Source organism: Nitrospirae bacterium YQR-1 (assembly GCA_039908095.1).
Lineage (GTDB): Bacteria > Nitrospirota > Thermodesulfovibrionia > Thermodesulfovibrionales > Magnetobacteriaceae > Magnetomonas.
Map to the genome: position 1 here is coordinate 1 of JAMOBJ010000015.1, position 24947 is coordinate 24947.

Here is a 24947-nt window from a genome sequence, read left to right on the forward strand (position 1 = left end):
AGAAAATCCTCCTTTTGTCATTCCCGCCTACGAGCGACAATCCAGTCTTTTCTCTGCATCATTAGATGATAAAAAAAACTCTGTCGGAGTTAACGACATAAGCATTTAATATATACTAATGCAAGATTCACTGCCTAATACCAATCCGCATTCAATCGTCTAACTTCGTTGGCCTCGTCAAAAGCTCCTCACTGTACCTAAAAGTACGCCTCCGTCGCTTTCTCCTTGCCGTCTCGTTATACTTCTGACTGCGAATTGGTATAAATCGTTTTGTCTATCGTTATTGAAACACCACAGATTTTTGACAATATTCACAATTGTGATTACAATAAAATATGATATTTGAGTGGTCTGAGGAGAAACGGTTTAAGGTTTTAAAGAAACGGAAACTGGATTTTATGGATGCTAAGGATTTATTTGACGGCAGGCGATTGATAACCGTCTTATCGCCAAGAGGTTCTGAGAACAGATGGCTTAGTATAGGGGAAATAGACGGTCGGCTTATTGCTGTTGTGTGGATGTGGCGTGATGACGCCATTCGTATTATTACCATGAGGAGAGCAAGAGATGAAGAAAAAAGAAAATATTATACGTTACACAACTGAAGAACTTGCTGCCAAGCGTAAACGCCGGGAGAGCCAAACTGACTGGGCAAAGGTTGATGCCATGACAGAGGAGGAGTTGGAGGCCTCCATTTCTGCCGATGAGGATGATGTCCATGAAAAAGTGGACTTGGCGCAAGCATTTGTCGGTTTGCCTCCCAGAAAAAAGCATATCAACATCCGTGTGGATGCCGATGTGCTTGAATGGTTCCGCAGCAAGGGCAGGGGATACCAAACCTACATCAACAGCGTATTACGCGCTTTTGTAGCATCGAAAGCACAAAGCGGACAAGATAACATAAACCATGCTAAAAAGGGGTGAAACCGGACGCTACCAAGAGTTCCTTTTTTGATTATATTTATTCCTGCTCAAATGCGTTTGCCCTATGTGATGATTGCGTTATCTCGTTAGATAAGTTAAAATCTAACATAATGCGATACGCGGTATTGGGCACGGCAGGGCACATAGACCACGGGAAGAGTTCTCTTGTCAAGGCACTAACTGGAGTTGACCCGGACAGGTTGAAAGAGGAAAAGCAGCGTGGTATAACCATTGATCTGGGCTTTGCCGAGCTAAGGTACCCGGGGGCAACCGTTGGAATTGTTGATGTGCCGGGGCATGAGAAACTTATTAAAAATATGCTTGCCGGGGCTCAGGGTATAGACATGGTGCTTTTTGTAATCGCTGCCGATGAGAGTATTATGCCACAGAGCAAAGAACACCTTGCCATTTGCAATCTTCTTGGCATCAAGACCGGCATAGTGGCTGTTACAAAGTGTGATCTGGTTGACTCCGAGTTTTTAGCTCTCGTCTTTGAAGAGGTGCGTGAGTTTGTGAGTGGTACTTTTTTAGAAGGCGCAGAGGTTATTGCCGTATCTTCCAAAGACGCCACTAATATTGAAAATCTGAAAAAAATGATAGGTGCACTGGCACTTAAAACGATGCCAAAATCAACGGGAGGGATATTCCGGCTGCCGATTGACAGGGTTTTTACCCTAAAGGGATTTGGCACTGTTGTCACAGGAACGGCAATATCCGGTATGGTAAGGGAAGATGATCTGATAGAAGTACTCCCACAGGGAATTAAAACAAAAGTACGAGGGCTTCACAGCCATAACCAGCCGATAACCACAGGTTTTGCAGGCCAGCGTGTTGCAGTAAACCTTCAGGGAGTTGACAGAGAACTGTTGTGCCGCGGCAATCTGCTGACAGAGCAGGGCAGGTGGATAAGTACCAAACGCCTTGACGTTAAAATTACACTGCTAAAGGACGCTGTGGCTGTGGATGGTAAAGCAATCGTACATTTTCATATAGGCACTTCTGAGCTGACAGCAAGACTAATTGTCTATGGCGGAAAGAAAATCTCACCCGGGGAAACGGCTTATTGTCAGATTCGCCTAAGAGAGTACATTCCTGTGATGGTTAATGACAGGTTTATTATTCGAAGGTTTTCACCGGTTGAGACCATAGGCGGCGGTATCGTTGTGGATGTCTTGCCACCGGTAAGAGGGAAAGACGTGACGAGCCTTGAAATTTACGAAACAGGCTCGCTTAGCCAAAAAATATCGGAAAAAGTCAGACGTATGGCGCTAAGCGGTTTTAGCCACAAACAACTCCACAGTTGGATTAACGAGGATGTTAAAAGGATAGATGCTGAAATAGAAAAGCTAAGGCAAAGCGGTACAATTATAGAAGTCTCCGACACATTGTTTCATTCCGAGTCAATAAAGGCTCTGGAGTCAAAGATAGTCAACGCATTAAAAGATTTTCACAAGTCTAATCCCCTTAAAGCTGGTATTTCCAAAGATGAACTGGGTGGTAAGTTTAAAGCCATTGACTCTAAAATATTTTCTAAAATCTTACCTTCATTTACGCAGCTGATAATTGACAAAGATATTGTGCGCCTGAGGTCTTTTAATCCCACACTCTCCACAGATGATGAAAACATACGCAGTGAAATAGTTAAAATGTTCAAAGATGCAGGGTTTCAGCCTCCTCTTAAAGAGGAGCTTGCTGCAAAACTCTCATTAAAAATAAACGTAGTCACCGACATTTTAAAACTCTTAGCCACAAGCGCAATATTGCAGCGTATCAATGATTCAGTATATCTGTTAAAAGAGGACTACGACAGAATGCTGTCCTCTCTGAAAGATTTCTCAAAGACCAAAACAGAAATAAGTGTCTCAGAATTCAGAGACCTGCTCCAAACCTCAAGAAAATATGCTCTCCCCTTCCTTGAACACCTGGACGGTAAGAAAATAACTATGAGAATCGGTGAGGTTAGAAAGATTATAAAATGAATTAGAATTGGAATTAATCCTTTTCATCTTTGGCATAAGGCAGGTGTCCTTTGTACAGGCAGTTGATATAATCTGACTTTGAATGTTAGACTTTAGCGGAATACAAGATGGTTGAATTTACTAAAATAAGGGTTGCCGGTGCGACATTATATCTTGTTTTATTTATAGTGTTAATCGGCTGTAAAGAGAAGCAGCAATTTTTACCTGTAACATTTTCCTCAGCCGGCGTCTTTAGTGTAAACTCCGGAAGTCTCTTAGAGAAAAAGCCCGTTTTTTATGTGTATAATGACAATGGCACAGCAATAAAATTTTTCATAGTAAGAGTAAACGACAAAGCCTACTCTTACTTTGACATATGCAATTCGTGTAAGGGCAAAAACCTCGGCTACAGGACTCATGAAACAGGGATTGAGTGTCGTGCCTGCTTAATCACAATACCATATGATGAACTCGAAACCGGAATCGGCGGCTGCTACCCCTACCATCTCAAAGGAGAGGAAAGGGATGGAAAGTATATTGTTTCAAAAGAAGAAATCCTCAAGCTGAAAGAATATTTGTAATAACTCTCCCTGACTTTATTTTCACGGTACTTGTCTAATCGCATAAAATAAGACGCCTGAGCCGATAGAGGCGGCTCTGAGGGCAAGAAACAACGGGGACAGGAGGCCTGTCAGAGTATCCCTTTTTAAGGCAAAGAGAGTAAAAGGCACAGTTGAGGCCAAAAAACCGAGGATTGAAACTGCCGCCACAAATATTATTGGTAAATCCAAAAACGTATCAAAAAACAACGGAATTAACAGCAGGGAAAACATTGAACTAAAAAGCGCAAGTATCTGAGCCTTTAGTGTTTGAGGTGTATAGGTGTCCTTTACCATTTTACCGGGAAACTTTCTATAGACTGCCATTCTCCAGTATCCCCGCCAAAACTTTATCTTAGCATACCTTAAGACCGAGGCGGGATGCCCCATGTGGTTAACTATTGCATCAGGGTTAAACACCATTTTAAGGCCCCAGCCGGAGAGCTTATATGACAGCTCAGTGTCTTCATTGTTTGCAACCGGGAAGGATTCGTCAAACCCTCCGGTCATATCAAATATCTCTTTCCTGAAGGCTGCCGAGTAGGTATCTATCATGTCTATTGACGGGGCTTTTTTGAGCATCTCGTAGCGCTCCTCAAACTCAACCTGAGCAAACCGTGCTGTGGGTGACTTCAGAGGAGTTTTGTATGCCCCTTTTACGGCTTTCACCATCGGATCGGAAAAAGGTTTCAGCATCTCAGTCAACCACTCCGGTGTTGCTATACAGTCGGAGTCGGTAAACAAAATGATTTCTCCAGTTGCTTCTTTTACTCCAAGATTCCTGGCCGAGGCCGGCCCCCCGTTTGGCTTATAAATATACTTAACCGCTGACGCTGCAACTATTTCAGCGGTTGTGTCCGTTGAGCCGTCATCAACAACTATTATCTCGTAATCTGCTTTATTAAAATTCTGTCCGATAAGAGAGGTTATGCAGTCCTTTATCGTTCTCTCTGCATTAAAGGCAGGTACTATCACGGATGCTTTCAATCTCTGTAACCCTTCTCGTTAACTGGAGATATCCGAGCCCCGGATGAGATATTTAAAAAAAGTACGGGCTGATTTAAATGTGCGTTTTCTCTCTTCAGGGTCATTTAATACTTGCCGGAGTTTATAAAACATATAGTTAGGGCGAAGATAAAATTGTCGTCTCGCATTGTCACAAAACCGCACAAGTTCCGCTGAGGTCAGGCTTTCAGTTCTGATTACCGTGTTATGCAGCCCCCCCGGGGTCAGCCACTTTGAAAAGTCATCGGTTGTTATATAGCCCCTTTCATCAAACCACTTATATGCCTCCGTGCCGGGATAAATCATCATTGGGTAAAACTGTACAGTGTCGGGGTTTAATCTTTTGGCAAGCACCAGGGTTTCATTCATAGTCTCTTTAGTCTCACCGGGAAGCCCTGTCATAAAGCAGCCATGAATCAGAATCCCCGCTTTGCGGGCCTCTGACATAAAAGCCTCGGACTGTTCAATTTTGATCTTCTTTTTTATGTTGTCAAGCATCTCCTGGCTTCCGCTCTCAAACCCCACACACAAACACCTGCACCCTGCCTCTTTCATCACCCGCATAGTTTCATAATCAAGAGTGGCACGGGCATTAGCCGTCCATGAAATGTTTATCCCTCGCTTTATAATACCCTCCGAGATTTCAACACAACGCTTTTTATTAACCGTAAAAGTGTCGTCTTCAAAAAACACGGCACGGGCATTAGGGAAGTTCTCCGTGATGTACTGCATTTCATCCAGGACGTTTTCAACGCTACGCATTCTGAGTTTGTGTCCCATCAGAGTCTGTGGATACACGCAAAACACACACTCATGAGGGCAGCCGCGGGTTGTTGTTATTGTCACCATAGGGTAGAGCGCATTGGGATTAAAGTAGTGTTCAATGTTGAGGAATCGTTTATAAATCGGGCTTACGTGCGGTAAGCCGTCAATATCTTCTATTGGAGGGCGGCTTGCTGTAAAGATGAATTTCCTGTTATGCCGGTAGGCAATTCCAGCTATATTAAAAGTACCGGTACCTGCCGTAAGCGCATTGGCAAGGTCAACTATTGTGTTGTCGTATTCACCTATAGCTATTGCATCAATGGACTCACTGAGGTTAAGGCAGTCCTCAGGCAGGGCAGAAACATGCGTGCCCACAAGGGTTATATAGGAATCAGGCAGTGCCGTCTTTATTTCCTCGCAAAACCTTATGTCGTTATGAATGCTGGGGGTGCTTGTGTCAACTACTATAAGGCCGGGGGCAAATTGTTTGAGTCTCTGTAGTGCGCTCTCACGGGTTGTGCCGGAGGCGGGGGCGTCTATTAAATCAACGGTAAAACCTTCTCTGTCAGCCAAAGCACAGGCAAGTGAGAGCCACATTGGAAAATACAGAGTGCCGCTTTTTGTTACAGCAGGGCTTCTTTGTGAGCGTGAAAATTTCTCTAAATAAGGCGGATTCAGAAAAGTGATTTTAAAGTTTTTCATAATTATAGTTTCCTTATAATGTCATCGTATTGTCTGATCTGTTCGGCCATAAAGCCCAACTCACCGTGAAAATCTATCGCTCTTTCCGTGCATATGCAGTAGCAGTACAGACACTCTATACACCCCAGTGGTTTTGATGCGCCCTCTTTAGAGAAACTCTCCGGCAGTTTTATGTCTAAAGGGCAGTAATCATTGCACTTTCCACATTTGGTGCACTTTGCCTGGTTAATGGAAAGTCCGCCACAGCTCATCTCATCTTTTATAAACACATCCTGCCTCAGGCCTGTGGCAAAGAGAATTTTGCCGAATATCTCAGTCCGGCACAGGTAATTGAAAAATGCCGTGTTTCTCACGGCAAGGAAATACTTCTGACGCTTAGGATGATGAATAAAGGTTGCAATTGGGCCTGCCTCCGGCGGTTTAAAAGAAAAAACCTCAGCAAGATTATAATTGTTTACAAAGTTTAGATGCTCATTGGTTATGATGTTACGTTTGATGGCATTTTGTATGGGGCCGATTTTTTTTATATTAAACGAGGCAAACTTTGCCAGCATCAGGTCAATCAAAAACGGGTCGGTTCCAAAAAACACAGTGCCTGTCATAAGCGGTGTGCCGCGTGTGGGACCGAGTCCTTCCATTGAGACCACGGCATCAACGATGTGAAGATGGGGTTTGAGGGTAAGGTTCAGATTTACAATGTTTTCAAATAGTGAGGCATGGGTTTTCTTCTTATTGGGCTGCCCGACAAGGCATCCCATCAGGTTTTTAAGACAGATGCTCATGCCGGCCTCAAAGTGTGTTTTTAGCTTAGGCATGTTGATAAACAAGGCGGCCTCTGCGCACTCTCTTGCCGCCCTGGCCTTTACGCCTTTTGAAAACTCAACATCCACAGTGTCTGAGTAGTTGAAATCCTTGATTTTAACTCCGTAGTGCTCACAGAGTTTGTCATAGGAGAGCCTCTGTATTACGCTTATGTTACTTCTGTAAAATCCGCTGTTAGTACCCTCTCCTATAGTTATATCGGAATAACCGGTTTCTTTCAGAAATTCGATAACTGCGGCAACAACTCTGAGGTCTGTTGTGTTGCCGGTTAAGGCATTCATATTGCTGTTAAGGTTAGGCTTTATTAATATTGGAGCATGTTTGTCATTAGGAAAAACTTTTTTGTATTTAGTGCCGAGGGTTTCCTTAATACCGGTTTTCAGTTCCTTTACAGTTTTGGCTTTAAGCGTATCAAACTTAAACATGCGGCTTCCTTTGGTTGATTTCATTTAATAGGCTTTCAGCAGAGTCAACAACGTCGCCTGTTGTGATACTTTTCATACAAGCATGATGGCCGGCGTTGTGGCAGGAGTTCTCATCACACCGGTAGCGGCACTGGAAGTCCTTTTCCACTACCCTGTGGATATTTCCGCAGGGGCCGGTCTCGACACTTTTTGAGGGGCCGAATATGGCAACTGTTGGAACATTCATAGCTGAGGCCACGTGAAGCGGGGCGCTGTCGTTACAGATAAAAAATTCTGACTGTTTTAAAACCCAGGCAAACTCTCTTAAATTTAAGCGGCCTGTCAGATTTGCAACTTTGTGGTGCATTTTTGAAATTATCTCTCCCACCATCCTTGCATCATCCTTTGATGCTGCTATTACCGGAAAAATATTAAGCTTATCTGTCAGAGTATCATACAATTTTGCGTACTCCTCTGTAAACCACCTCTTAAGCGGGACACGTGCTCCGGGATGAACGACAACAAAAGGGCTTTTAATTTTATCATCTCTGAGTATTTTTTCTACATTTTTCTTTTCCTCTTCCGACGGATAGATTGCCCAATCCACAGAGTTAACAGCGGCACCCAGGTGCCTTACAATATCCAGATGGTACTCTACCTTATGTTTCAGGGCTTTATAGGGTACAACATCGGTTAAAAGATAACCGCCGCCACCCACGTCATAGCTTACTTTGTGCTTAGCACGGGCGGGTGCAGCGATAAGCAGGATTTCCCTGATGTCGGCCCTTGCCTCTATCACAAGATCAAAGGAGCGGTTTCGTAATTCCTTTAGAAAGCTGAGATATTTTCCTTTTGGTGTGTTATAAAACCAGAATGGGTTATAGGTCAGGATTTCATCCAGATGGGGGTTATTTGCAAGTGCCTGTGCAGCTCCCTCAGACGTTAGAAAAGAGATTTCAGCATTCGGGAAGTGTTCTTTTAGCGGCTTTATAACCGGAATTGTCATAATTGCATCCCCGATATAAGCCGTCCTGATTATCAGTATTGATTTTATGTTCAGCGGCTCAATTGCCGGAGGTTTGTTAAAAAGCCTGAAGGGAGTAAACAGGGTTTTGCCTATTATATCCGCCACTTGCGTTGCAATAAGTTTTTTACGGTTTATTATTTTATACATGCGCTATGGAATTATACATTTATGCCAAAATACGGTCAAGTACTGAGTTTTTAACAGAATCTTAGACATAGTTCTATCAGAAACACTGGTCTTCCTGTTATTATATATTTATAATGAATCCACTTATATCAATAGTCATACCCACGTACAACAGGGGTGAGTTAATTAAAGAAACACTGGAGTCGGTACTGAGCCAGACATATCAGAATTTTGAGGTTATTATCGTGGATGACTATTCAGAGGATGCCACTGAAAGCATTGTCAAAAACTTTAAAGAAAACAGGATAAGATTTCTTCATAGCGAGGTCAGACACGTCATAGCGGCAAGCCGCAATCAGGGGATAAGAGCCGCTAAAGGTGAGCTTATTGCTTTTGTGGATTCAGATGATTTATGGTTTTCTGATAAACTTGAAAAGCAACTTGATGCATTTGCCTCCAATAAAGATATATTGGTAATATCATCAAATGCTATTTTCTTTCCCGGTTATAAGAACCCGGTTTTTGATTACAAAGAAAATAAAATTGTGTCATTTAAGGATATGGCCGATGCCAACATCGTGGTAAACTCCAGCACGATTATAAAAAAAGAGGTTGTTGAGGCAATCGGTTATCAGGATGAAAACATGAAAGCCATCGAGGACTTTGATTACTGGTTAAGGCTCCTCAGGTACAAAGACAGGTGTATTCTTACGTTGAAGGATGTATTGGTAAAATACCGGTTTCATGGCGGCAACATCAGCCCCTCAAGCGGTAACATGCCATATATGAAGGAATTTGGATACGTCGAATATGCCCTCAGAAAGCACCTTGACTTTGAACATGGGCACGTGCAAAGAGCGATAGAAATGAGGGGGGAAAAGGCCTATAAATTAGATATAGATGCCGGCTACAGAAGAGGGAACATGCGGCTCTTTGAGTTTTTAAAACATGACGGGTTAAGTCCTGTTGAAAAAATACGCTCAGTTGCCGGCAAAGCTATTCAGTTCTTTAAATGATGGGACTATTGATACTGACAGCACTTATACTAATGATGGGCATAGTGTTTGCAAGGGAAGTATCAACGGACACTTACACCGACTCTGCAGCAACAACAGAAGTATGTTACAATCAGCTATGATAATCTCAGCAAGCAGACGAACCGATATACCGGCTTTTTATTCAGACTGGTTTATGTCAAAAGTGCGCGAAGGTATGGTGGAGGTTCAGAATCCTTTTAGGGCGGATCAGATAAAAACTGTGAGCCTGAGACAGGAGGATGTTGATATTATAGTGTTTTGGAGTAAAAATCCGGCTCCGCTGGTTGCTTATCTTAAGGAGCTTGACGTACGAGGGTTTAAGTACTATTTTCTGTTTACAATAAATGCTTATCCCGGCACAATAGAGCCGTCTGTGCCGCCGCTTATGGAAGTTATTGACACATTTAGGGGGCTCTCAGACAGAATAGGCCCGGGGCGGGTTATCTGGCGTTTTGACCCCATCCTGATAACCTCTATAACATCAGAGGGCTACATTGCAGATAGATTCGGTGAAATCTCGGACTTGCTTAGAGGATACACGGAAAGGGTAATAATCAGTTTTGCAGTTATTGAAAACTACCGGAAGGTATTAAGAAGCATGAAGCGGTTAAGAGAGACGGCAAAAATTGATTATTTTGACATCACAACCGACAGCGCCGGCAAAAGACGTATAGCAGGAGAGCTACACAGAATAGCCGATGGGTGTAATATGGAAATTTATGACTGTGCAGAGGAGGATGACCTTAGTGATTTGGGAGTAAAAGCCGGAAGCTGCATAGACCAGGATTTAATAAGCAAGATAACAGGTATAAGTCTTAATCTTAAAAAAGACGGTAGTCAGCGAGGAGCCTGTGGCTGTGTTAAAAGCCGGGATATAGGCCGATATGATACATGCCGCCATGGGTGTGTTTATTGTTATGCCACCGGCTGTAAATGAACGAGACCACCATGTTTTTAAAAATTTATATTATGTTATACTGATTGGGTGTGTACCAGGACTTAGATGAAAACAAAAATACTTATTATAGTGTCTCAGATACTAATGGTTATTGGCGACTATATGGCTCTGTCTTTTATATTTGCCCATTATGTGTTTAGAGCCAAACCGCCTAATGTACTAAAATACGGGCCTATTAGTGGATGGTTTGTAATTGCAGCAATTGTATTGCTGTTTGTAATATTTTATTTTATCTTGTCTGTAAAAAAAATAAAGAAAAAGCATTCAATAATTATATGTTTTTCGCTTTCTTTATATTGTCCTGTGATGATTGCCTTAATGTCTTTGTCGGGCAGACATGAGAAAGCTTTATACGATTATATCTCGCTGATATTTTCCCCGGCAGGTATTCCTTCAATGTTGTTTGCAATTGCAGGACTGCTCCTTTCTTTGGTGCCCTCTGAAGAGCTTGGGAAAGATGTTAATACCAGGTTGCTGTCAAAAGAGTAACGAGGCGGCTGGGAACAAGCGACGCCTCCCCTTAACAGGGGAATCCCCTTTAGGGGAGACGCCCCGGAGCTTGTGACAAAGCCAACAAAGTTAATCGAATGAATGCAACTTGGTATTAGTCGAATTTAAATCTGTGGCTTCTAAACAGCTTAGTACATACATCAACAACTTTAGGCTCAAAGGTTACACCTCTGCCGGCTGATATCTCATCAAGTGCTCTGATAATTCCAAGGGCTGCCCTGTAAGGCCTATGAGATGCTACGGATTCCACAACATCGGCTACGGCTATTATCTTTGCCTCAAGACTTATCTCATTTCCCTTCAACCCCAGAGGATACCCTGAGCCGTCAAGTCTCTCATGGTGCTCAAGCACCGTTTTAGCCACCGGCCATGGAAAGTCTATACCTTGCAAGATGTCAGAGCCTACCTGTGAGTGCATTTTTATAATACTGGTTTCGTAATCATTAAGTTTTGTCGGCTTGGAAAGTATCTCGGCAGGCACAATTATCTTACCTATATCGTGTAGAAAGCCTGTTATCCTGATTCCTTCCGTCTGATGTTCGCTTAACTTCAGCACCTTTGCTATTTCCACCGCCAGATCAGATACCCTGCGTTGATGTCCTGCCGTGTGAGGGTCCCGCATCTCTATCATAAGGGAAATTGCCTTTATTGTACCGTTTACGGTTTTTTTCAAATTCTCGGAGGCCTCAGCGAGTGTGTCCTCGGCTTGCTTTGTAACAGTTATGTCTCTGCTTACAACCACTGCGTGAGTTACCTTGCCGCTGAGATCATAGTAGGGATAGTATGTAACGTCAAGAAACTTCGGTCCAAGAGTATGAAAATTAAACCAGGCCTGATAATTTACCTCCTCACCGGAAAAACACTTATCCAGATATCTCTTTATCACACTGACAAACACATCCCTGCCCCAGACTTCCCGTACGGTTTTTCCTATAACATTCACTGCCGTTTTACCGTGGGCCTTGCCATAGGACGTATTTATTACCTCATAAACATAGTCTCTGTTTATTAACGTCATAAACTCTCTGGATGTGTTTACTATAAACTCATAACGCTTACCCATCTCCTCAAGGTTACGCCTCTGCGAGATGTCCTTTACAATGGCTATAAGGCAATCCCTTTTGTTTATGGTTGTAAGTTTAAGGTTAACCTCAGTCCAGAAAAAATTTCCACTGCGGTCACGGGCAGGCCATTGGAACTTCCGCGCAGTCCCCTCCAAAGCCTGATCTTTTATTTGTTGTAAGTTTCGGGAATCATAGGGAGGCTCACCGGCACTCAGAGCTTGCAGGTTCATTCTGAGTGCTTCCTTTGGGCTGTATCCGTAGAGGTCCTTCACCCTGTCGTTAACTTCTGTTAAAGTGCCGTCAACGGCGTCATAGACAAATATAGCGTCACTGACGGTGTTATATATTGCCTTGTATTTTTGCTCTGTCGCCGATATATCACGCTGCTCTGCTGTGTTACCTGGCAGTCCAGCCATTGCATCATCAAATTTTTTTGCACTTTTCATGTTTTTTTAAGCTGCCTTAATCTGCAAATCTCCTGCTTTTATTATTTTACTCGTTTATTATAAAAGAATCCACAAAAAAATGTTTTTATAGCAAATTTTTTTAATTTTTTATTGTGTATTTTGGCTCAAGTACACTTCAGAGAGGGTAAAACAAGCAATCTGAAATGGAATTAATAGATAACAGTATCAATTATTTTAGTACGTGATGCAGCTATAATGCATAAAACAGTAAAAGATATAGCATCAAAATTTGGTTACAGGGTGCATGTAGTTAATGCACCTGTCATGGTAATTCTTAAAATATTAATGTATAATACAGCAGGGCTTATTTCTTAATGTATTATGCGGAGATTGTAATGAGGCTTATTGCAAAATATTTAATCAAAACTATAGTAGTAGTTTTTTTATTAACTCAGGCGGGATTTTCTCAGGCCTCGTTTGACTTATCTTTTAACACCGCCATTATGGAATATGAAAACGGTGACCTTAAAAACGCAACAAAGCATTTCAGAGAAATTTATGAAATCAGCAAGAACTCAGGTAATATTTCCCTTCGTTCTGAGAGTATAAAGCACCTTCTTAGAGCATACCTGTCTTTAGGAAAGCTAAAAAACATTCAAAGCCTTCTCCCCGAAGCTCTTACCCTCTCTGAGCAACTGAATAACTCCGCTGTAAAAGCCGAACTTCTTAACCTTGCAGCACTATATTTCATGATTTCAGGAAACATGGAAAAAGCAAAGGAACTTTTCGATGAAGCTCTGACTATTGCCGATAGCTTGAACAATGCAGGAGTACTGGCTGAGATTTTAAACAATCTTGGAACTTATCATTATTTAGAGAATGATTACAAGAGGGCTCTGCTTATTTATCGAAAGGCTTTAGACACCTCCTCCACCGGCAGCACATTAAAAGCCAGAGTTGCTGCTAACATGGGAAAAACATACCTTGCTCTAAATAAAAACAAAAATGCAGCAGAATTTATGACTGAATCGTTAAATAGTTTTAAAGTTTTAAAAGACACACATGAAAAAGCCATCGGGTTAGTCAATTTGGGGCAGGATTTTAAGACTGCGATAAAGGACGGAAACATCGCTTACAACATTTTTAATGAGGCGGCACGAAGCGCTCGTTCAATTGGAGATCATGCAGCACTGGCTTACGCATTAAATGAAATAGCCGAAATATATAACGAACAAAAGCGCTACAAAGAGGCGGCTACACTTTTGCGAAAAGCAATTCTGTTGTCGGAGCAGCATAATACCTATGATAATTTATTTTTTCTTTGGAAAAACATGGGGGAAAATCTGAAGAAAACCGATAATATTACAGACGCTATTGAGGCATATAAGGAATCAATAAAGGTAATAGATGATATGGGGCTGGATATTTTCCTAAATTGCATATTTTGCCGGAAAGGCTATTTTGAGACACAGGTAAAACCCGTGTTTTTTGATTTAGCGGAATTACTCTTAGAAACAGCTAAAACTCAGACAGGAAACGAAGAGGCGTATCTTTTGGAAGCTCAAAGGGTGGTGGAGCAAGCCAAAGAAGTCGAAATTAAAGAATACTTTAAGGACTCCTGCATGACAGCATATGAGATGAAATCAACATCTCTTGATAAGGTTTCGCCGACTACCGCCGTTTTATATGTCATCCCATTTCCGAAAAAACTTGATATTTTACTAAGTATAAATTCAAGAATTAAGATTTTTTCAGTAGAGGTAACGTCAGATGATTACAAAAAAGAGATAAACCTGTTAAGACAAAATCTTGAGGATAATGAATCGAACAACTACATTACACATGCCGGCAAACTTTATGACTGGCTGATAAATCCTCTCGAAGAGGAACTCATTCGAAATAATATTGATACCATCGTTAATATACCTGATGGGGCGTTAAGGACTATACCTTTTGGAGTACTTTATGATGGAAAGGACTTTTTGATAACTAAATATGCTGTTTCAACAACTATAAGTCTTGCATTGACAAACCCTGACGCATTTAATCTGCAAAACGTGCAACTTCTTTCAGCCGGTGTATCTGTAGAGAGGCGTGGGTTTTCAGGGCTTCCCTATGCAACACGGGAAATTAAAGAAATCAGCGGATTTTTTAAAGGAAGCGTGTTTGAAAACGATAATTTTACCGTCTCAAGGTTTAGAGCTGAACTGGCGGAAAAATCATATTCCTTAATTCATCTTGCCACACATGGAGTGTTCAGTGGGGATGCCGCAGAGACAATGATTCTTGCATGGGATGGAAATCTTACAATCAATGATTTTGAGCAATACTTAAAGATGGGACGATACAGCAGTAAAAATGCCCTGGAGTTGTTGACACTGAGTGCTTGTAACACGGCGGCAGGAGATGAGCGTGCAGCACTGGGGTTGGCTGGTTTAGCTGTAAAAACAGGAGCTAAAAGCACTATCGGTTCCCTTTGGTCTGTAAGTGATGAGGCAACGCATGAACTTATCGTAGGTTTTTATAAGGAACTCCAAAAGGGGAAACTCTCAAAAGCGCAAGCGTTGAGAAATGCCCAGCTTAATTTAATTAAAGGCAGGTACTTTGAACATCCCTACTACTGGTCTCCGTTTTTATTAATAGGAAGCTGGCTGTAAAAATATATGTTTGCGTAAGTTGTTTTAACGCTATAGGAGACGTTTATGTTACTTTTTAAAAAATATGTTCTCAGTTTTTTCATTGTAGTGTTCATTGTTATATTTCCAGATATATCTTTAGCCGGAATTTCAACAGACGGCACCATGGGGCAGAGCAGCACTCTTACCGGCCCAAACTACACAATCTCAAGCTCTTTGGGAACAACAGTCGGTACGAATCTTTTTCACAGCTTTACAGAATTTAATATATACACCGGGGAGAGTGCCGCATTTACAGGCTCCTCATCCATAGAAAATATTATATCCCGTGTGACCGGAGGCAGCTCATCCTACATAGACGGTACAATCAGTTGCAGTTGGGGAGCAAACCTCTACTTTATCAATCCGTGGGGGGTGGTGTTTGGTAAAAACGCAAGCCTTGATGTAAAGGGATCGTTTTATGTATCTACGGCGGATTATATAAAACTCGGAGGCGGGGGTAAGTTTAGTGCAACTAATCCCTCAGATACGATATTGACCGTGTCCTCGCCTGTGGCATTTGGTTTTTTAAGCAATAGTCCGGCTGCCATAAAGATAGACGGCAGTTTCCTTGAGGTATCAAAAGGTCAGACCATAGCTGTAGTGGCAGGGGATGTGGAGATAAAAAACGGGTATCTCTACGCACCGGAGGGGAAAATAGAGATAGCAAGTGTGGCCTCCGGCGGAGAGGCTGAAATAACAACATCCGGCATAACCGTTGACAGTTTCTCAGCCCTTGGCGATATAAACATAACTCATGACGAGTCAACACGAAAAGAAATAGACAGCGTTGAAATCGGCAATTTGGATGTAAGCGGTGACGGTGGGGGGTCTATTTATATCAGAGGTGGAAATCTTGTAATGGATGGAGCGATGATAAATTCAAATACGTATGGAGATAAAAGTGGCGGCGTATTAGACATAAGACTAAAAGGGGATATGAGCTTAGAAAATAGTAGTTATATATTCTCATTTACTGAGGGAGCTGGAAAATCAGGGGACATAACTATTGAAACAGGTGATTTAAATGTTACTGGTGGTAGTCAAATAGGCTCAGCTACATATGGAACTGGTCAGGGAGGCAATATTACAATAAATGCAAGTGGTACGATAAATATTTCAGGATACTATAGTTCAGGTGACAGCCTTTATCGTAGTAGCATTATCACTCGTACATATGGAGATGGAGATGCCGGTAATATTACTATAGAAACCGGTAATTTAAATATTGCAAATGCTGGAACAATAGCAGCCTCAGCATCGTCATATAGTACAGGCAATGGTGGGGATATTTATATAAAAGCAACCGACACAATTAATATTTCCGGCTACTATGATTCAGGTGACTATCTTTATTTAAGCAACATTGCCAGTGGAACATCAGGGAGCGGAAATGCCGGTAACATAAATATAGAAACGAGCAATTTAAATTTAACGAACTCAGCCCAAATAAGTACTACTGCATACACCGGAAGCACCGGCAACGGCGGTAATATAACAATAAAGGCAACCGGCACAATTAATATTTCAGGGTTTTATGACTATGGTACTGCTGTAAAAAGTAGTGGTATTTATACCGTTACCACAGAAAGTGGAAATGCAGGAAATATAACAATAGAAACAGGAAATTTAAGTATAACTGATGTTGGTGCAATTACATCATCTGCATACGAAGACAGTACAGGTAATGGAGGCGATATCACAATAAATGCAAGTGGTTCTATCAATATTTCAGGGTCTTATACTACAAGTAGCGGGGTGTATTATAGTGGTATTTTGGGTGACACTTATGGGAGTGGGTATGGTGGAAATTTAAAAATTACTGCAAACAGCATTTACTTATCGGATGGAGGAGAGATAACCAGCGAAAGTTTATATGGCACTGGAGACGCTGGAGACATTGAAATAAAAACTTATGACTCATTGATACTTAATAACGGTAATATTAAGACATCGTCTCAGAGTGCTTCAGGCGGCAATATAACAATAAACGGAAGCAACATCCAACTTCTTAACACAAGTGCTGTGTCATCATCCGTAAAAAGTGGAACAGACAAGGGCGGTAACATCGCAATTAATAGTGACACCCTTTGTGTTCTTGACAGCAGCTACATCTCGGCGGATGCTGACTTAGGATATGGCGGGGACGTAACAATAAATGCGGCAGCCGTGTTTTTATGGGATTCCGGCAGCGCCCTTCATGCCTCATCTGCAATTACCGGACAGGAGGGGAAAATAAATATTAACTCACCGCTTTCCGATATTACCGGTTCTCTCATATCCGTTAAGCATGATTTCTTAAACGTTGAAAAAATGCTTCCCGAAAGCTGTGAAAACAGAAGAAAACAGAGAGGCTCTTTTGTGATTACCGGTAAGGGCAATATAGTACCCAAAATGGTAACGTACTAATGCGAAGTTGCACTGGATTGTCGCTCGGAGGCGGGAATAACAAAAGAGGGCAACACTTTACAGGGGAATCACCTTCAGGGGAGGTCATTCCCGTGAAAACGGGAATCCAGTTATTTATTAACGGAGTTAACTGCATAGGCAATTTAGAAAATCCTTGCGGTAAGTTTAAAATAGACACCTTTGTCCTGAAGGTCTTTTTCATAAGTATATACGTTTCTGAAGGCTTTAGCACCATAAATTTGAAAAAGAATATCAGACGTTACAGCCCATCTTATACCGACTCCCGCCCCGGATATATTCCTTGGCTCAGGTGTTGAGCTTTTTGTGTTCCATGCGCTTGCGTAATCCAAAAAAGGCGCTACTTCCACTACCTCAGGACGACTGTCTGTTCCGTAGATGGGAATGCGAAGCTCAATGGATGAAAACAAACCATTGTCCCTTACAAGAATGTTTTTCCTGTATCCCCGCACGCTGTCCATGCCGCCAACGGCGAGTTTCTCCATAGGTAACAACCGGTCGTTGGACAGTTGCAGATCAGTTCGGAAAATCAGTTTGGTTTTGGTATTAAAAGGGCGTTTAATGGCCTGAAATTGCAGCAACCATGTTATGAATCTGCTGTCAGGGGTATCACTATCGTTTATCGTTGAGTTAAATCCTCTCAGACCAAAACTAAGGGTGGAGCGTGCCGCTAAAACGTGATCTTGTCCCCTGTCCGCCCACTCCTGAAATGTTCTCAGAGCAAACACACCTGCCTTGCCGTCATCTGTGCCCTCACTGAAGGAAAACCTACGCCCAAGCAGGAAAGTCTCAGACTGTCTCATCTCTGTGGTTATACCTAAGTTAATCTCCTTTTCAGGGGTTTTATAAAGCGGATGGCTAACTGTCATACCATAGGTTTTTACTCTGCTTTTAATCTCAAGTTTTTCAAATGGCGCTTCAATAATAGAGGCAGTGTTTTGTCTGTATTGAATCTTTAATAAAGTATCCCGTGCGCTTAAGGGGACTACGTATTCCGCTGTGCCGTCCCTTAATCCCTCCGATAAAGTGAAACTACCGTTTATTGCATCGCCTGCACGAAACAGGTTCCTGTAAGATGCGTAAACATCCCCGCCGTATGAGCCGATACTTGTGGAATGATTATTACCGCCCTCAATTACCAGCGTAAACGGACGATTTTCCTCTACTTTTATTTTAAGAACACTTTCCCCTAACCCTATTGCAGGTAGTAACTCCGCCCTTAAGTCCTTAATTGACGGACTCTGTAGTAACAATCTGAGTGATGTTTGAAGTTCACCAACATTTAGCGGCTCTTCAGTATGGAGTCTTATCCTGTCTGCAATATAAGTTTTACTTAACTGTTTATTACCCTCTACCGCTATCTCTGAAAGCCTGCCTTCAGTGGCCTGAAAGACGAGTTCGCCGTCTTTGACCTTCTGGTCGGGTATTATTACACCTGAGTTAACATATCCTCTTTTTGTGTATAGTTCCGAAAGAGTACGCCTTAGTTTTTCAATCTTCATAAACGAAACATTTCTGTTTATATACGGGTTGGTAATATTATCTATTTCTTTTTCAGAAAAGACGGTTCCACCTCTAAAAGTTATTTTTCGTATGTAAATGGAGACAGCAGAAGATAAATCACCTTTATCAGGTTCCTCTGCTGCATCAGGGAGCTCAAAGGCAGGTTCGTTTTTGTTTTCTTTTAATCCCGGCAGGGGTAGTAACCGCTCACTTTGGTTAACATCAGGGATTTGTTCAAGACGGATGGACGATTTCTCCGCAACGTCTTCAGCTTCCACATCCCTGATAAATAATATACATACAAGGGATAGCAGCATACAAGTGAATAATCCAGTTTTCACATCGGCACCTCTTCCGCAATTCTCAGAACGAAACCAATTATAGCAAAATCCCTGAGTTTAAAGTAATACCAAGTAGCAGTCAAAAGAGTAACGAGGCGGCAAGGAGAAAGCGACACCTCCCCTCATAGGGGAATCCCCTTCAGGGGAGACGTCAAGGAGCTTTCGACGAAGCCAACAAAGTTAATCGAATGAATGCAACTTGGTATAATTTGCAAAATTCATTCTACCTTAATAAATCCAGTATATTAACCAGTTCCTTTAACATCTTTCTTTTTTTAATTTCATTCTCCATGTCACTTTTAATTACATTATCAAACGTCTGTAACGAAGCAAATACTCCCTCTTTTATATCCATACTTTTTAATTTCATAACATAGTACCCGGAGAGGTTTTTAACATCAGATATATCATCAAATACATTGATTGAAATTTTGGTTAATTCCACCCACCTGCCAAACTCATAGATTGACTCCACGCCGTCCTCTTTCATCTTTGCTTCTATCTGTTTCTTTATTTGCGGGTACACTGTGGAGAGTGCTTCTTTTAGATTTGAACTCCCCAGTATCTCCTTATTTTTTTCCTTAACATATGTTCTTAACTCAACCGGCATATCATTTTTTGTTAACCCATCATCAAGCACGCCAAGCAGTTGTGCCGTCATCTTCTTGTCTTCCAGTGTCAGGGCTACTTCGATGTCAGCTAAGGTGACGCCCAGGTTAAAAGATGTTCTCTCTTTGGGTATCCACGCCGTAAATCCTTTTACTCCGGTTACAATTTGCGGCATAATGACTTTAAAAGCAGTATCCTTCCCGGCTTTTGGCGCAGATTTGGACATTATCTGTCTTAGTTTCACTCTGAGCTCCGGGGTTATCTCTGCTTTCCGAAGTCCGGTACTTTCAGCCGCCCAGCCGACACTTATTAAGGCGCTCATCAAAAACACTAATATTAATGCCTGTTTCATCATACCCTCCTTTACCCGGTTGTGTTTTCCTCTCTCTGATGTTTTAGACGGACAGTTTTTAAATATTTTTCATTAATTTTCTAAAATATTTATTAGCCGTCACTCAGTCTTACCAACCAGTATAAACGAACCCAGTAAAATGGAGATTTTTCACGTTTCATCATAACCTCCCTCTGCTGACATTACAGTAATACCAAGTTGCAGTCAAAAGTAAACGCAGGCGGCAAGGTGTCAAGATAATATGCTAATACCCAAGCATAATTTTGTTACTACCTGGGCCCTCTGTACTGTCGTCTTCACACACATAGCCTATTAAGTTTCGCTTAGGGGTAGTCGTTCCCTGAAAGCAAGCCATCAGCAGGCTCTTGCACGTTGCTTTTGTGCCGGTTGCCGTCGCTGTTGTGGAAAATGTTAAAGTACCTGCATAGGAAGACGCATCAGCGACTTCAGATGACACACTTACAGAATCGGTACCGGCAGTTACAGTTTTTTCACTAAAAGTAAACATTCTTGTTGTTTTGGAGCCAAGTTGTGTAGAAAAAGTATTTGACGTCCCTGTAGGGTTACCGGTAGGGTTTGAGCCGACTGTAAACGATACGGTTAAGTTCTCTGAGGACATATTAGACGCTACACAGTATGTCACGTTATTAGCGTTAGTATGAAAATACGGTAAATAATAATACACGCTACCCGCCTCTGTTGGTTTTCCCGTTAACATTATTACTGATGTTAAAACCAATACCGTCATTAATACTATCGTTGTTATTATAATATTCATTTTCATAACTTAATTACCTCCAATATTTTTGATGCCTGAAAGACAGGCAAATAATATAAAAAATTATCTCAACTTGTCTTTAAAATCCCATAAGCATTTTTTTACCACCAGGGCCTATTGTGCTATTATCCTCGCAAATATAACCTGCTAAATTGCGCTTTGGACTTGTTGTACCCTGGAAACAACTTACAAGTACGCTCTTACAATTTAATCCTGTGCTTGATGAATAAAATGTAAGTGTTCCGGCATATGAGGTAGCAGAACCAATTTCAGAATTTATACCTGCTGTATCATTTCCGAAATATATAGAATTTCCGCTAAAGGTCATCATTTTTGACGTTTTACTATATAGCTTTGTAGTTGAAAACTCCTTTAGCGCCCCCGTAGGAGTTCCTGCTGAATTTGCTCCAATCACAAAATACAGACCGGTAACATTATCCGCCGAAGTATTGGATATAACGCAGTATGTTACGTTGTTTGTATTTGTATGTAAATAAGGCAGCGAATATGTGACCTTAGATTTACTGTTTGAAATTATTGTAGTAGCATTAACTGTGGTTGTGGTTGTTGAAGCAGTTGTGGTGGAAGTAGTTACTGATGTATCTACTGCTGTATATATATATCCTCCATAAGCTCCAGCAGAGAGTTTTGCGCCGTCTGATGAAAACGCTATTGAAGCCCACTTTCTACTACCGGCATTTGATTGCTTTGACCATGTAGCGCCAGAATCACTTGATATATAAATGTACCCTCCATAATCTACTGCAGCAAGTTTTGAACCGTCCGATGAAGAAGCTATTGAATACCACGGCCTGCTGCCAGCATTAGTTTGCTCAGTCCATGCAGAACCTGAATCAGCGGAGGTGTAAATATAACTGTCATAAACTACAGCAGCAAGCTTAGTCCCGTCTGATGAAGAAGCTATTGAGTACCACAACCTGCTACCAGCGTTTGTTTGCTCAGTCCATGTAAAGCCAGAATCCGCTGAGGTATAAATATATCCATCAGAGACTACAGCAGCAAGTTTTGACCCGTCTGATGATGACGCAATTCCACGCCAGTCATTACGATCAGTATTCGTTTGTTTAGTCCAGGTTATGCCAGAATCTGCTGAAGTATAAATATATCCATCAGAGACTACAGCAGCGAGTTTTGACCCGTCTGATGATGACGCAATTGAATACCAATTCCTGCTACCAGAACCAGTTTGCTCGGTCCAGGTATAACCGGAATCTGTTGATGTATAAATATAACCAGATTTATTAGTAGCAGCGAGTTTTGTCCCATCTGACGATGACGCAATTGAATACCAATTCCTGCTACCAGAACCAGTTTGCTCAGTCCATTTATAGGGACTATATGTCGTAGTGGTTGTGGATGACGTTGTTGCAGTAGTTGTTGTGGTTGTCTTAACCGTAGTTGTTGTAGTTGTCTTAGCCGTAGTTGTTGTGGTTGTTGTAGCTGTAGTTGTTGTGGTTGTAATTGAGGATGTTGTTGTGCCGGTTGTCGTCTTATAGGAGCTGTATAATGATGCGCAGACGCCACTGTAGCATACTGAACCTGTTATAACATTATCACTGCCTATCGTGAATGATATAGTAAAAGTATCCCCCCAATCAAAAACATATTTCCCCTTAGATGGATAATAAGCACAATTGATTGTATATGCGGTATCTGATCCTTCTTTACCTTGATAAATCTCTGTACCCTCAGATGTCTGTGTACCGCTATCCTTGTCTACAACAACGGAGAAGGCAGAACTCATTGACCAGAAGGTATAAGCAAAATGATATGTCCCTTGTACATTGTACGTATCCGACGCTGCTGATGCTAACTCAGCAACAGTACATAATGATACAAAGAACAACATTGTTATGAGAAATACGAATAAACCTTTTAAAAACCTGTTACATCTAAAAACAGCAGTCATATATCCTCCCTCCCAATAGTAAAGGCATGATTTTTTTCATATACGCCTGGTACCTATAAATGCCATAAACAAGTCTAAATAGTGTTGACAATACAAAAGCACAATGTCAAGAAAATATTCACCTTTTTACACTCCTGTGTCCGATTTAATCGTAGTAGCTACTCCAACTAACCCACATGCGCATCAAACACTGCTTTTATCTCAAAATACCTGTCAACCTGGTGCCATTATACGCCATTCATAAAATAAACTACCTTTCTTACCTGATTGTCAGTAACATCAACTGCAAAATTTTCATACACCAGCGTCTCTCCAAGATTAGTCTTAATCCTTCTTACGGGCTTTTCAACAGGCAGAGGAAACTTCGCAGGGTCAACAGTTTGCTCCACTATCTCAATGTTGTCGTCCTTGCCGTCGTTTATTACCAGCACCTTAAGATTATCACCCTCGTAAATCCTCCCTTCAAATTCCACTATTTTAACTGGACTTTCCTTTAAACGCTTTAGTTTGTCTGCTGAGGCTTTAACATTACCCAGCTTTAGCGGGGATTCCATCTTTGCACTTTTTAACAGTTGTTTATCACCTTCTGTTTTTAGAGCTTTTCGTGCCGCCTCGGCATATAACCCTGATTTCTCTAAATCAAGAAACCTGGTAAACGACTCCTTTGCCGATGCAGTTCTTTTTAAATCAGTTTGTATCCGCCCCATGTTGTAATATGCTCCACTAAATGCCGGATTTTTACTTGAGGTCTCACTTAACATCTTTATTGCGCTATCGGCTGTCTCTCCTAAATTATTTGTTTTACCAAAATAGTATAATGCTATCGCCTTATTACTAACCGCTTCAGGCATCTCCTTAATCTTTAATGCCTCATCCGCCACACCCATCGCTTTTGAGTAATCCTCAAGAACTATAAATGCCGATGAAAGATTTATTCTCACTGCTACAGAGCCGCTCTCCATCTCTACTGCCTTTGTCAGGTAATTTACCGCCTCTTTCATATGCTTTGTGAATGTTTTGTTAGTCATGCACTCAGATGTTCGGGCATCTCTTGTTGAAGTGCCTCTTAAGACCAGCTTACCCCCGTATGTATCTAAATACAGGACAGTTGGTAAGTAAAATCTGCTTACCAGATTTGCATCACACCCTGAGAGGACTTTTAGTGCCATATTAAAATGGCTTAATCCTCTATTATTAAAAACCTCTCTGCCGGGAAATTTCTTTGCGTACTCTTTGAAGAACATGTCGGCATCCTCAAACCTGCCAAGTTGATACAGCCTTACCCCAAAGGTGAATAAATCCAGTGCATCAGCCACCGGCGTTAGTTGAGTGCGCAGGAACTCCGCCCTCTCTTTTGGCGTTGGATGGTCATTATCCCTGTAAGCCACTCTGCCGGTTACCTGTGCCGTCCACGACTCAAAGAAGTTTCTCTTTCCAACTATCTGCTTTGGTTCATATCCGGCAAGTGTCATGTAGATTATCCCATTGTGGTCAGCCTGTAGTTCCTTCATCTTAGCTAATTCCTTCTTCTTAGAATCATCCGTACTTTCAAATATAGCCTTCAGTGACTGATCATCCGCCTTCTTCTCATCATATTGCTCGTTAAAAGCCATGAAAGACTCCCTGTGCCAAAAATCGTTGTTTGCCAGATGTGCCAACTCATGCCCGATAATAAACGCTACACGAGAGTCTCCCTCTGCAGGACTCACGTTTTCATAGCATATCTTTAGCACCCCCTCAGTTAATAATATCCCGCCGTCAGGAAGTGAAACTGCCCATGGCTCTCCTTTACCCTTTATAACAAAGAATTTGGGCGGCTTATCTCCCCTCTTGTCGGCTACCGCTCCAACCCGTTCAAACACTCTCTCAGCTCTGCCCACAAGAGGGTTATCTTTTGCCTCCACTGCGTGGTGTTTGTCTATCCACCATACAGTACTGTCCTTGTTGTCTGCAAAGACAACTGATGCACTACATAAAATAAAAAACACTACTGCATGATTTAATATTTTTATCATTATTTTATG

At 41.7% G+C, this 24947-nt stretch carries 19 protein-coding genes; 9 read left to right on the top strand and 10 right to left on the bottom strand.

Translation table 11 applies throughout. The features are described 5' to 3' along the window. Positions 1-335: 335 nt before the first annotated feature. The 4 genes from H7844_08680 (at position 336) to H7844_08695 (ending at position 3463) form a co-directional block, all read left to right on the top strand. Entirely contained in the window at positions 336-605 is a 270-nt protein-coding gene (locus tag H7844_08680; GenBank protein ID MEO5357359.1) for a BrnT family toxin, read from the top strand. Then, positions 568-924, top strand: coding sequence for a BrnA antitoxin family protein (locus tag H7844_08685; GenBank protein ID MEO5357360.1), 357 nt, complete (start codon positions 568-570; stop codon positions 922-924). The genes H7844_08680 and H7844_08685 overlap by 38 nt, the downstream gene beginning before the upstream one ends. A gap of 110 nt (positions 925-1034) precedes the next feature. Beyond that, positions 1035-2903: a selenocysteine-specific translation elongation factor gene (selB, locus tag H7844_08690; GenBank protein ID MEO5357361.1), complete on the top strand. Its 1869-nt coding sequence runs from the start codon at positions 1035-1037 to the stop codon at positions 2901-2903. A gap of 107 nt (positions 2904-3010) precedes the next feature. Then, positions 3011-3463 carry a DUF2318 domain-containing protein gene (locus tag H7844_08695; protein MEO5357362.1) on the top strand — a complete coding sequence of 151 codons (453 nt, stop codon included), beginning with the start codon at positions 3011-3013 and terminating at the stop codon, positions 3461-3463. A 21-nt stretch (positions 3464-3484) separates the two neighbouring features. Here the strand turns inward: H7844_08695 and H7844_08700 are convergent, their stop codons facing one another. The 4 genes from H7844_08700 to H7844_08715 are packed head-to-tail and all read right to left on the bottom strand — an operon-like array spanning position 3485 to position 8311. Continuing rightward, positions 3485-4468 (bottom strand): glycosyltransferase, encoded by a 984-nt coding sequence (locus H7844_08700; GenBank protein ID MEO5357363.1) that lies wholly within the window; start codon positions 4466-4468, stop codon positions 3485-3487. An 18-nt stretch (positions 4469-4486) separates the two neighbouring features. Beyond that, positions 4487-5953, bottom strand: coding sequence for a B12-binding domain-containing radical SAM protein (locus tag H7844_08705; GenBank protein MEO5357364.1), 1467 nt, complete (start codon positions 5951-5953; stop codon positions 4487-4489). Positions 5954-5955: 2 nt separating this feature from the next. After that, positions 5956-7224, bottom strand: a complete 1269-nt coding sequence (locus tag H7844_08710; GenBank protein MEO5357365.1) for a DUF362 domain-containing protein — start codon at positions 7222-7224, stop codon at positions 5956-5958. Further along, entirely contained in the window at positions 7193-8311 is a 1119-nt protein-coding gene (locus tag H7844_08715) for a glycosyltransferase family 9 protein (GenBank protein MEO5357366.1), read from the bottom strand. The genes H7844_08710 and H7844_08715 overlap by 32 nt, the downstream gene beginning before the upstream one ends. Positions 8312-8466: 155 nt before the next feature. On the opposite strand from H7844_08715, the gene H7844_08720 reads away from it, so the two are divergent. The 3 genes from H7844_08720 (at position 8467) to H7844_08730 (ending at position 10816) form a co-directional block, all read left to right on the top strand. Next, on the top strand, positions 8467-9348 hold the full coding sequence (locus tag H7844_08720) for a glycosyltransferase (protein ID MEO5357367.1): 882 nt from the start codon (positions 8467-8469) through the stop codon (positions 9346-9348). A gap of 103 nt (positions 9349-9451) precedes the next feature. After that, on the top strand, positions 9452-10306 hold the full coding sequence (locus H7844_08725) for a DUF1848 domain-containing protein (protein MEO5357368.1): 855 nt from the start codon (positions 9452-9454) through the stop codon (positions 10304-10306). Positions 10307-10372: 66 nt separating this feature from the next. Continuing rightward, positions 10373-10816, top strand: a complete 444-nt coding sequence (locus H7844_08730; protein MEO5357369.1) for a hypothetical protein — start codon at positions 10373-10375, stop codon at positions 10814-10816. A 115-nt stretch (positions 10817-10931) separates the two neighbouring features. On the opposite strand, the gene H7844_08735 is transcribed toward H7844_08730, so the two are convergent. Then, positions 10932-12347, bottom strand: a complete 1416-nt coding sequence (locus tag H7844_08735) for a PAS domain S-box protein (protein MEO5357370.1) — start codon at positions 12345-12347, stop codon at positions 10932-10934. A 356-nt stretch (positions 12348-12703) separates the two neighbouring features. On the opposite strand from H7844_08735, the gene H7844_08740 reads away from it, so the two are divergent. Further along, a complete protein-coding gene (locus H7844_08740; GenBank protein ID MEO5357371.1) occupies positions 12704-14965 on the top strand; it encodes a CHAT domain-containing protein in 2262 nt (753 codons plus the stop codon). 45 nt (positions 14966-15010) lie between these two features. Then, on the top strand, positions 15011-17392 hold the full coding sequence (locus tag H7844_08745) for a filamentous hemagglutinin N-terminal domain-containing protein (protein ID MEO5357372.1): 2382 nt from the start codon (positions 15011-15013) through the stop codon (positions 17390-17392). A 143-nt stretch (positions 17393-17535) separates the two neighbouring features. Here the strand turns inward: H7844_08745 and H7844_08750 are convergent, their stop codons facing one another. From H7844_08750 to H7844_08770, 5 genes are all read right to left on the bottom strand, one after another. Then, positions 17536-19254 carry a BamA/TamA family outer membrane protein gene (locus H7844_08750; protein MEO5357373.1) on the bottom strand — a complete coding sequence of 573 codons (1719 nt, stop codon included), beginning with the start codon at positions 19252-19254 and terminating at the stop codon, positions 17536-17538. A 223-nt stretch (positions 19255-19477) separates the two neighbouring features. Beyond that, a complete protein-coding gene (locus tag H7844_08755) occupies positions 19478-20218 on the bottom strand; it encodes a hypothetical protein (GenBank protein MEO5357374.1) in 741 nt (246 codons plus the stop codon). Between the two features lie 241 nt (positions 20219-20459). Beyond that, positions 20460-20999 (bottom strand): hypothetical protein, encoded by a 540-nt coding sequence (locus H7844_08760; protein ID MEO5357375.1) that lies wholly within the window; start codon positions 20997-20999, stop codon positions 20460-20462. Positions 21000-21072: 73 nt separating this feature from the next. Continuing rightward, positions 21073-22923, bottom strand: a complete 1851-nt coding sequence (locus H7844_08765) for a hypothetical protein (GenBank protein ID MEO5357376.1) — start codon at positions 22921-22923, stop codon at positions 21073-21075. 227 nt (positions 22924-23150) lie between these two features. Beyond that, positions 23151-24938, bottom strand: coding sequence for a M48 family metalloprotease (locus H7844_08770; GenBank protein ID MEO5357377.1), 1788 nt, complete (start codon positions 24936-24938; stop codon positions 23151-23153). Between the last annotated feature and the right edge of the window lie 9 nt (positions 24939-24947).

Coding starts and splice junctions, on each gene's coding strand:
- H7844_08770 (MEO5357377.1), bottom strand. CDS start 24,938: ATGATAAAAATATTAAATCATGCAGTAGTGTTTTTTATTTTATGTAGT.
- H7844_08705 (MEO5357364.1), bottom strand. CDS start 5,953: ATGAAAAACTTTAAAATCACTTTTCTGAATCCGCCTTATTTAGAGAAA.
- H7844_08745 (MEO5357372.1), top strand. CDS start 15,011: ATGTTACTTTTTAAAAAATATGTTCTCAGTTTTTTCATTGTAGTGTTC.
- selB (MEO5357361.1), top strand. CDS start 1,035: ATGCGATACGCGGTATTGGGCACGGCAGGGCACATAGACCACGGGAAG.
- H7844_08695 (MEO5357362.1), top strand. CDS start 3,011: ATGGTTGAATTTACTAAAATAAGGGTTGCCGGTGCGACATTATATCTT.
- H7844_08735 (MEO5357370.1), bottom strand. CDS start 12,347: ATGAAAAGTGCAAAAAAATTTGATGATGCAATGGCTGGACTGCCAGGT.
- H7844_08685 (MEO5357360.1), top strand. CDS start 568: ATGAAGAAAAAAGAAAATATTATACGTTACACAACTGAAGAACTTGCT.
- H7844_08710 (MEO5357365.1), bottom strand. CDS start 7,224: ATGAAATCAACCAAAGGAAGCCGCATGTTTAAGTTTGATACGCTTAAA.
- H7844_08740 (MEO5357371.1), top strand. CDS start 12,704: ATGAGGCTTATTGCAAAATATTTAATCAAAACTATAGTAGTAGTTTTT.
- H7844_08760 (MEO5357375.1), bottom strand. CDS start 20,999: ATGAAAATGAATATTATAATAACAACGATAGTATTAATGACGGTATTG.
- H7844_08680 (MEO5357359.1), top strand. CDS start 336: ATGATATTTGAGTGGTCTGAGGAGAAACGGTTTAAGGTTTTAAAGAAA.
- H7844_08755 (MEO5357374.1), bottom strand. CDS start 20,218: ATGATGAAACAGGCATTAATATTAGTGTTTTTGATGAGCGCCTTAATA.
- H7844_08720 (MEO5357367.1), top strand. CDS start 8,467: ATGAATCCACTTATATCAATAGTCATACCCACGTACAACAGGGGTGAG.
- H7844_08765 (MEO5357376.1), bottom strand. CDS start 22,923: ATGACTGCTGTTTTTAGATGTAACAGGTTTTTAAAAGGTTTATTCGTA.
- H7844_08730 (MEO5357369.1), top strand. CDS start 10,373: ATGAAAACAAAAATACTTATTATAGTGTCTCAGATACTAATGGTTATT.
- H7844_08725 (MEO5357368.1), top strand. CDS start 9,452: ATGTTACAATCAGCTATGATAATCTCAGCAAGCAGACGAACCGATATA.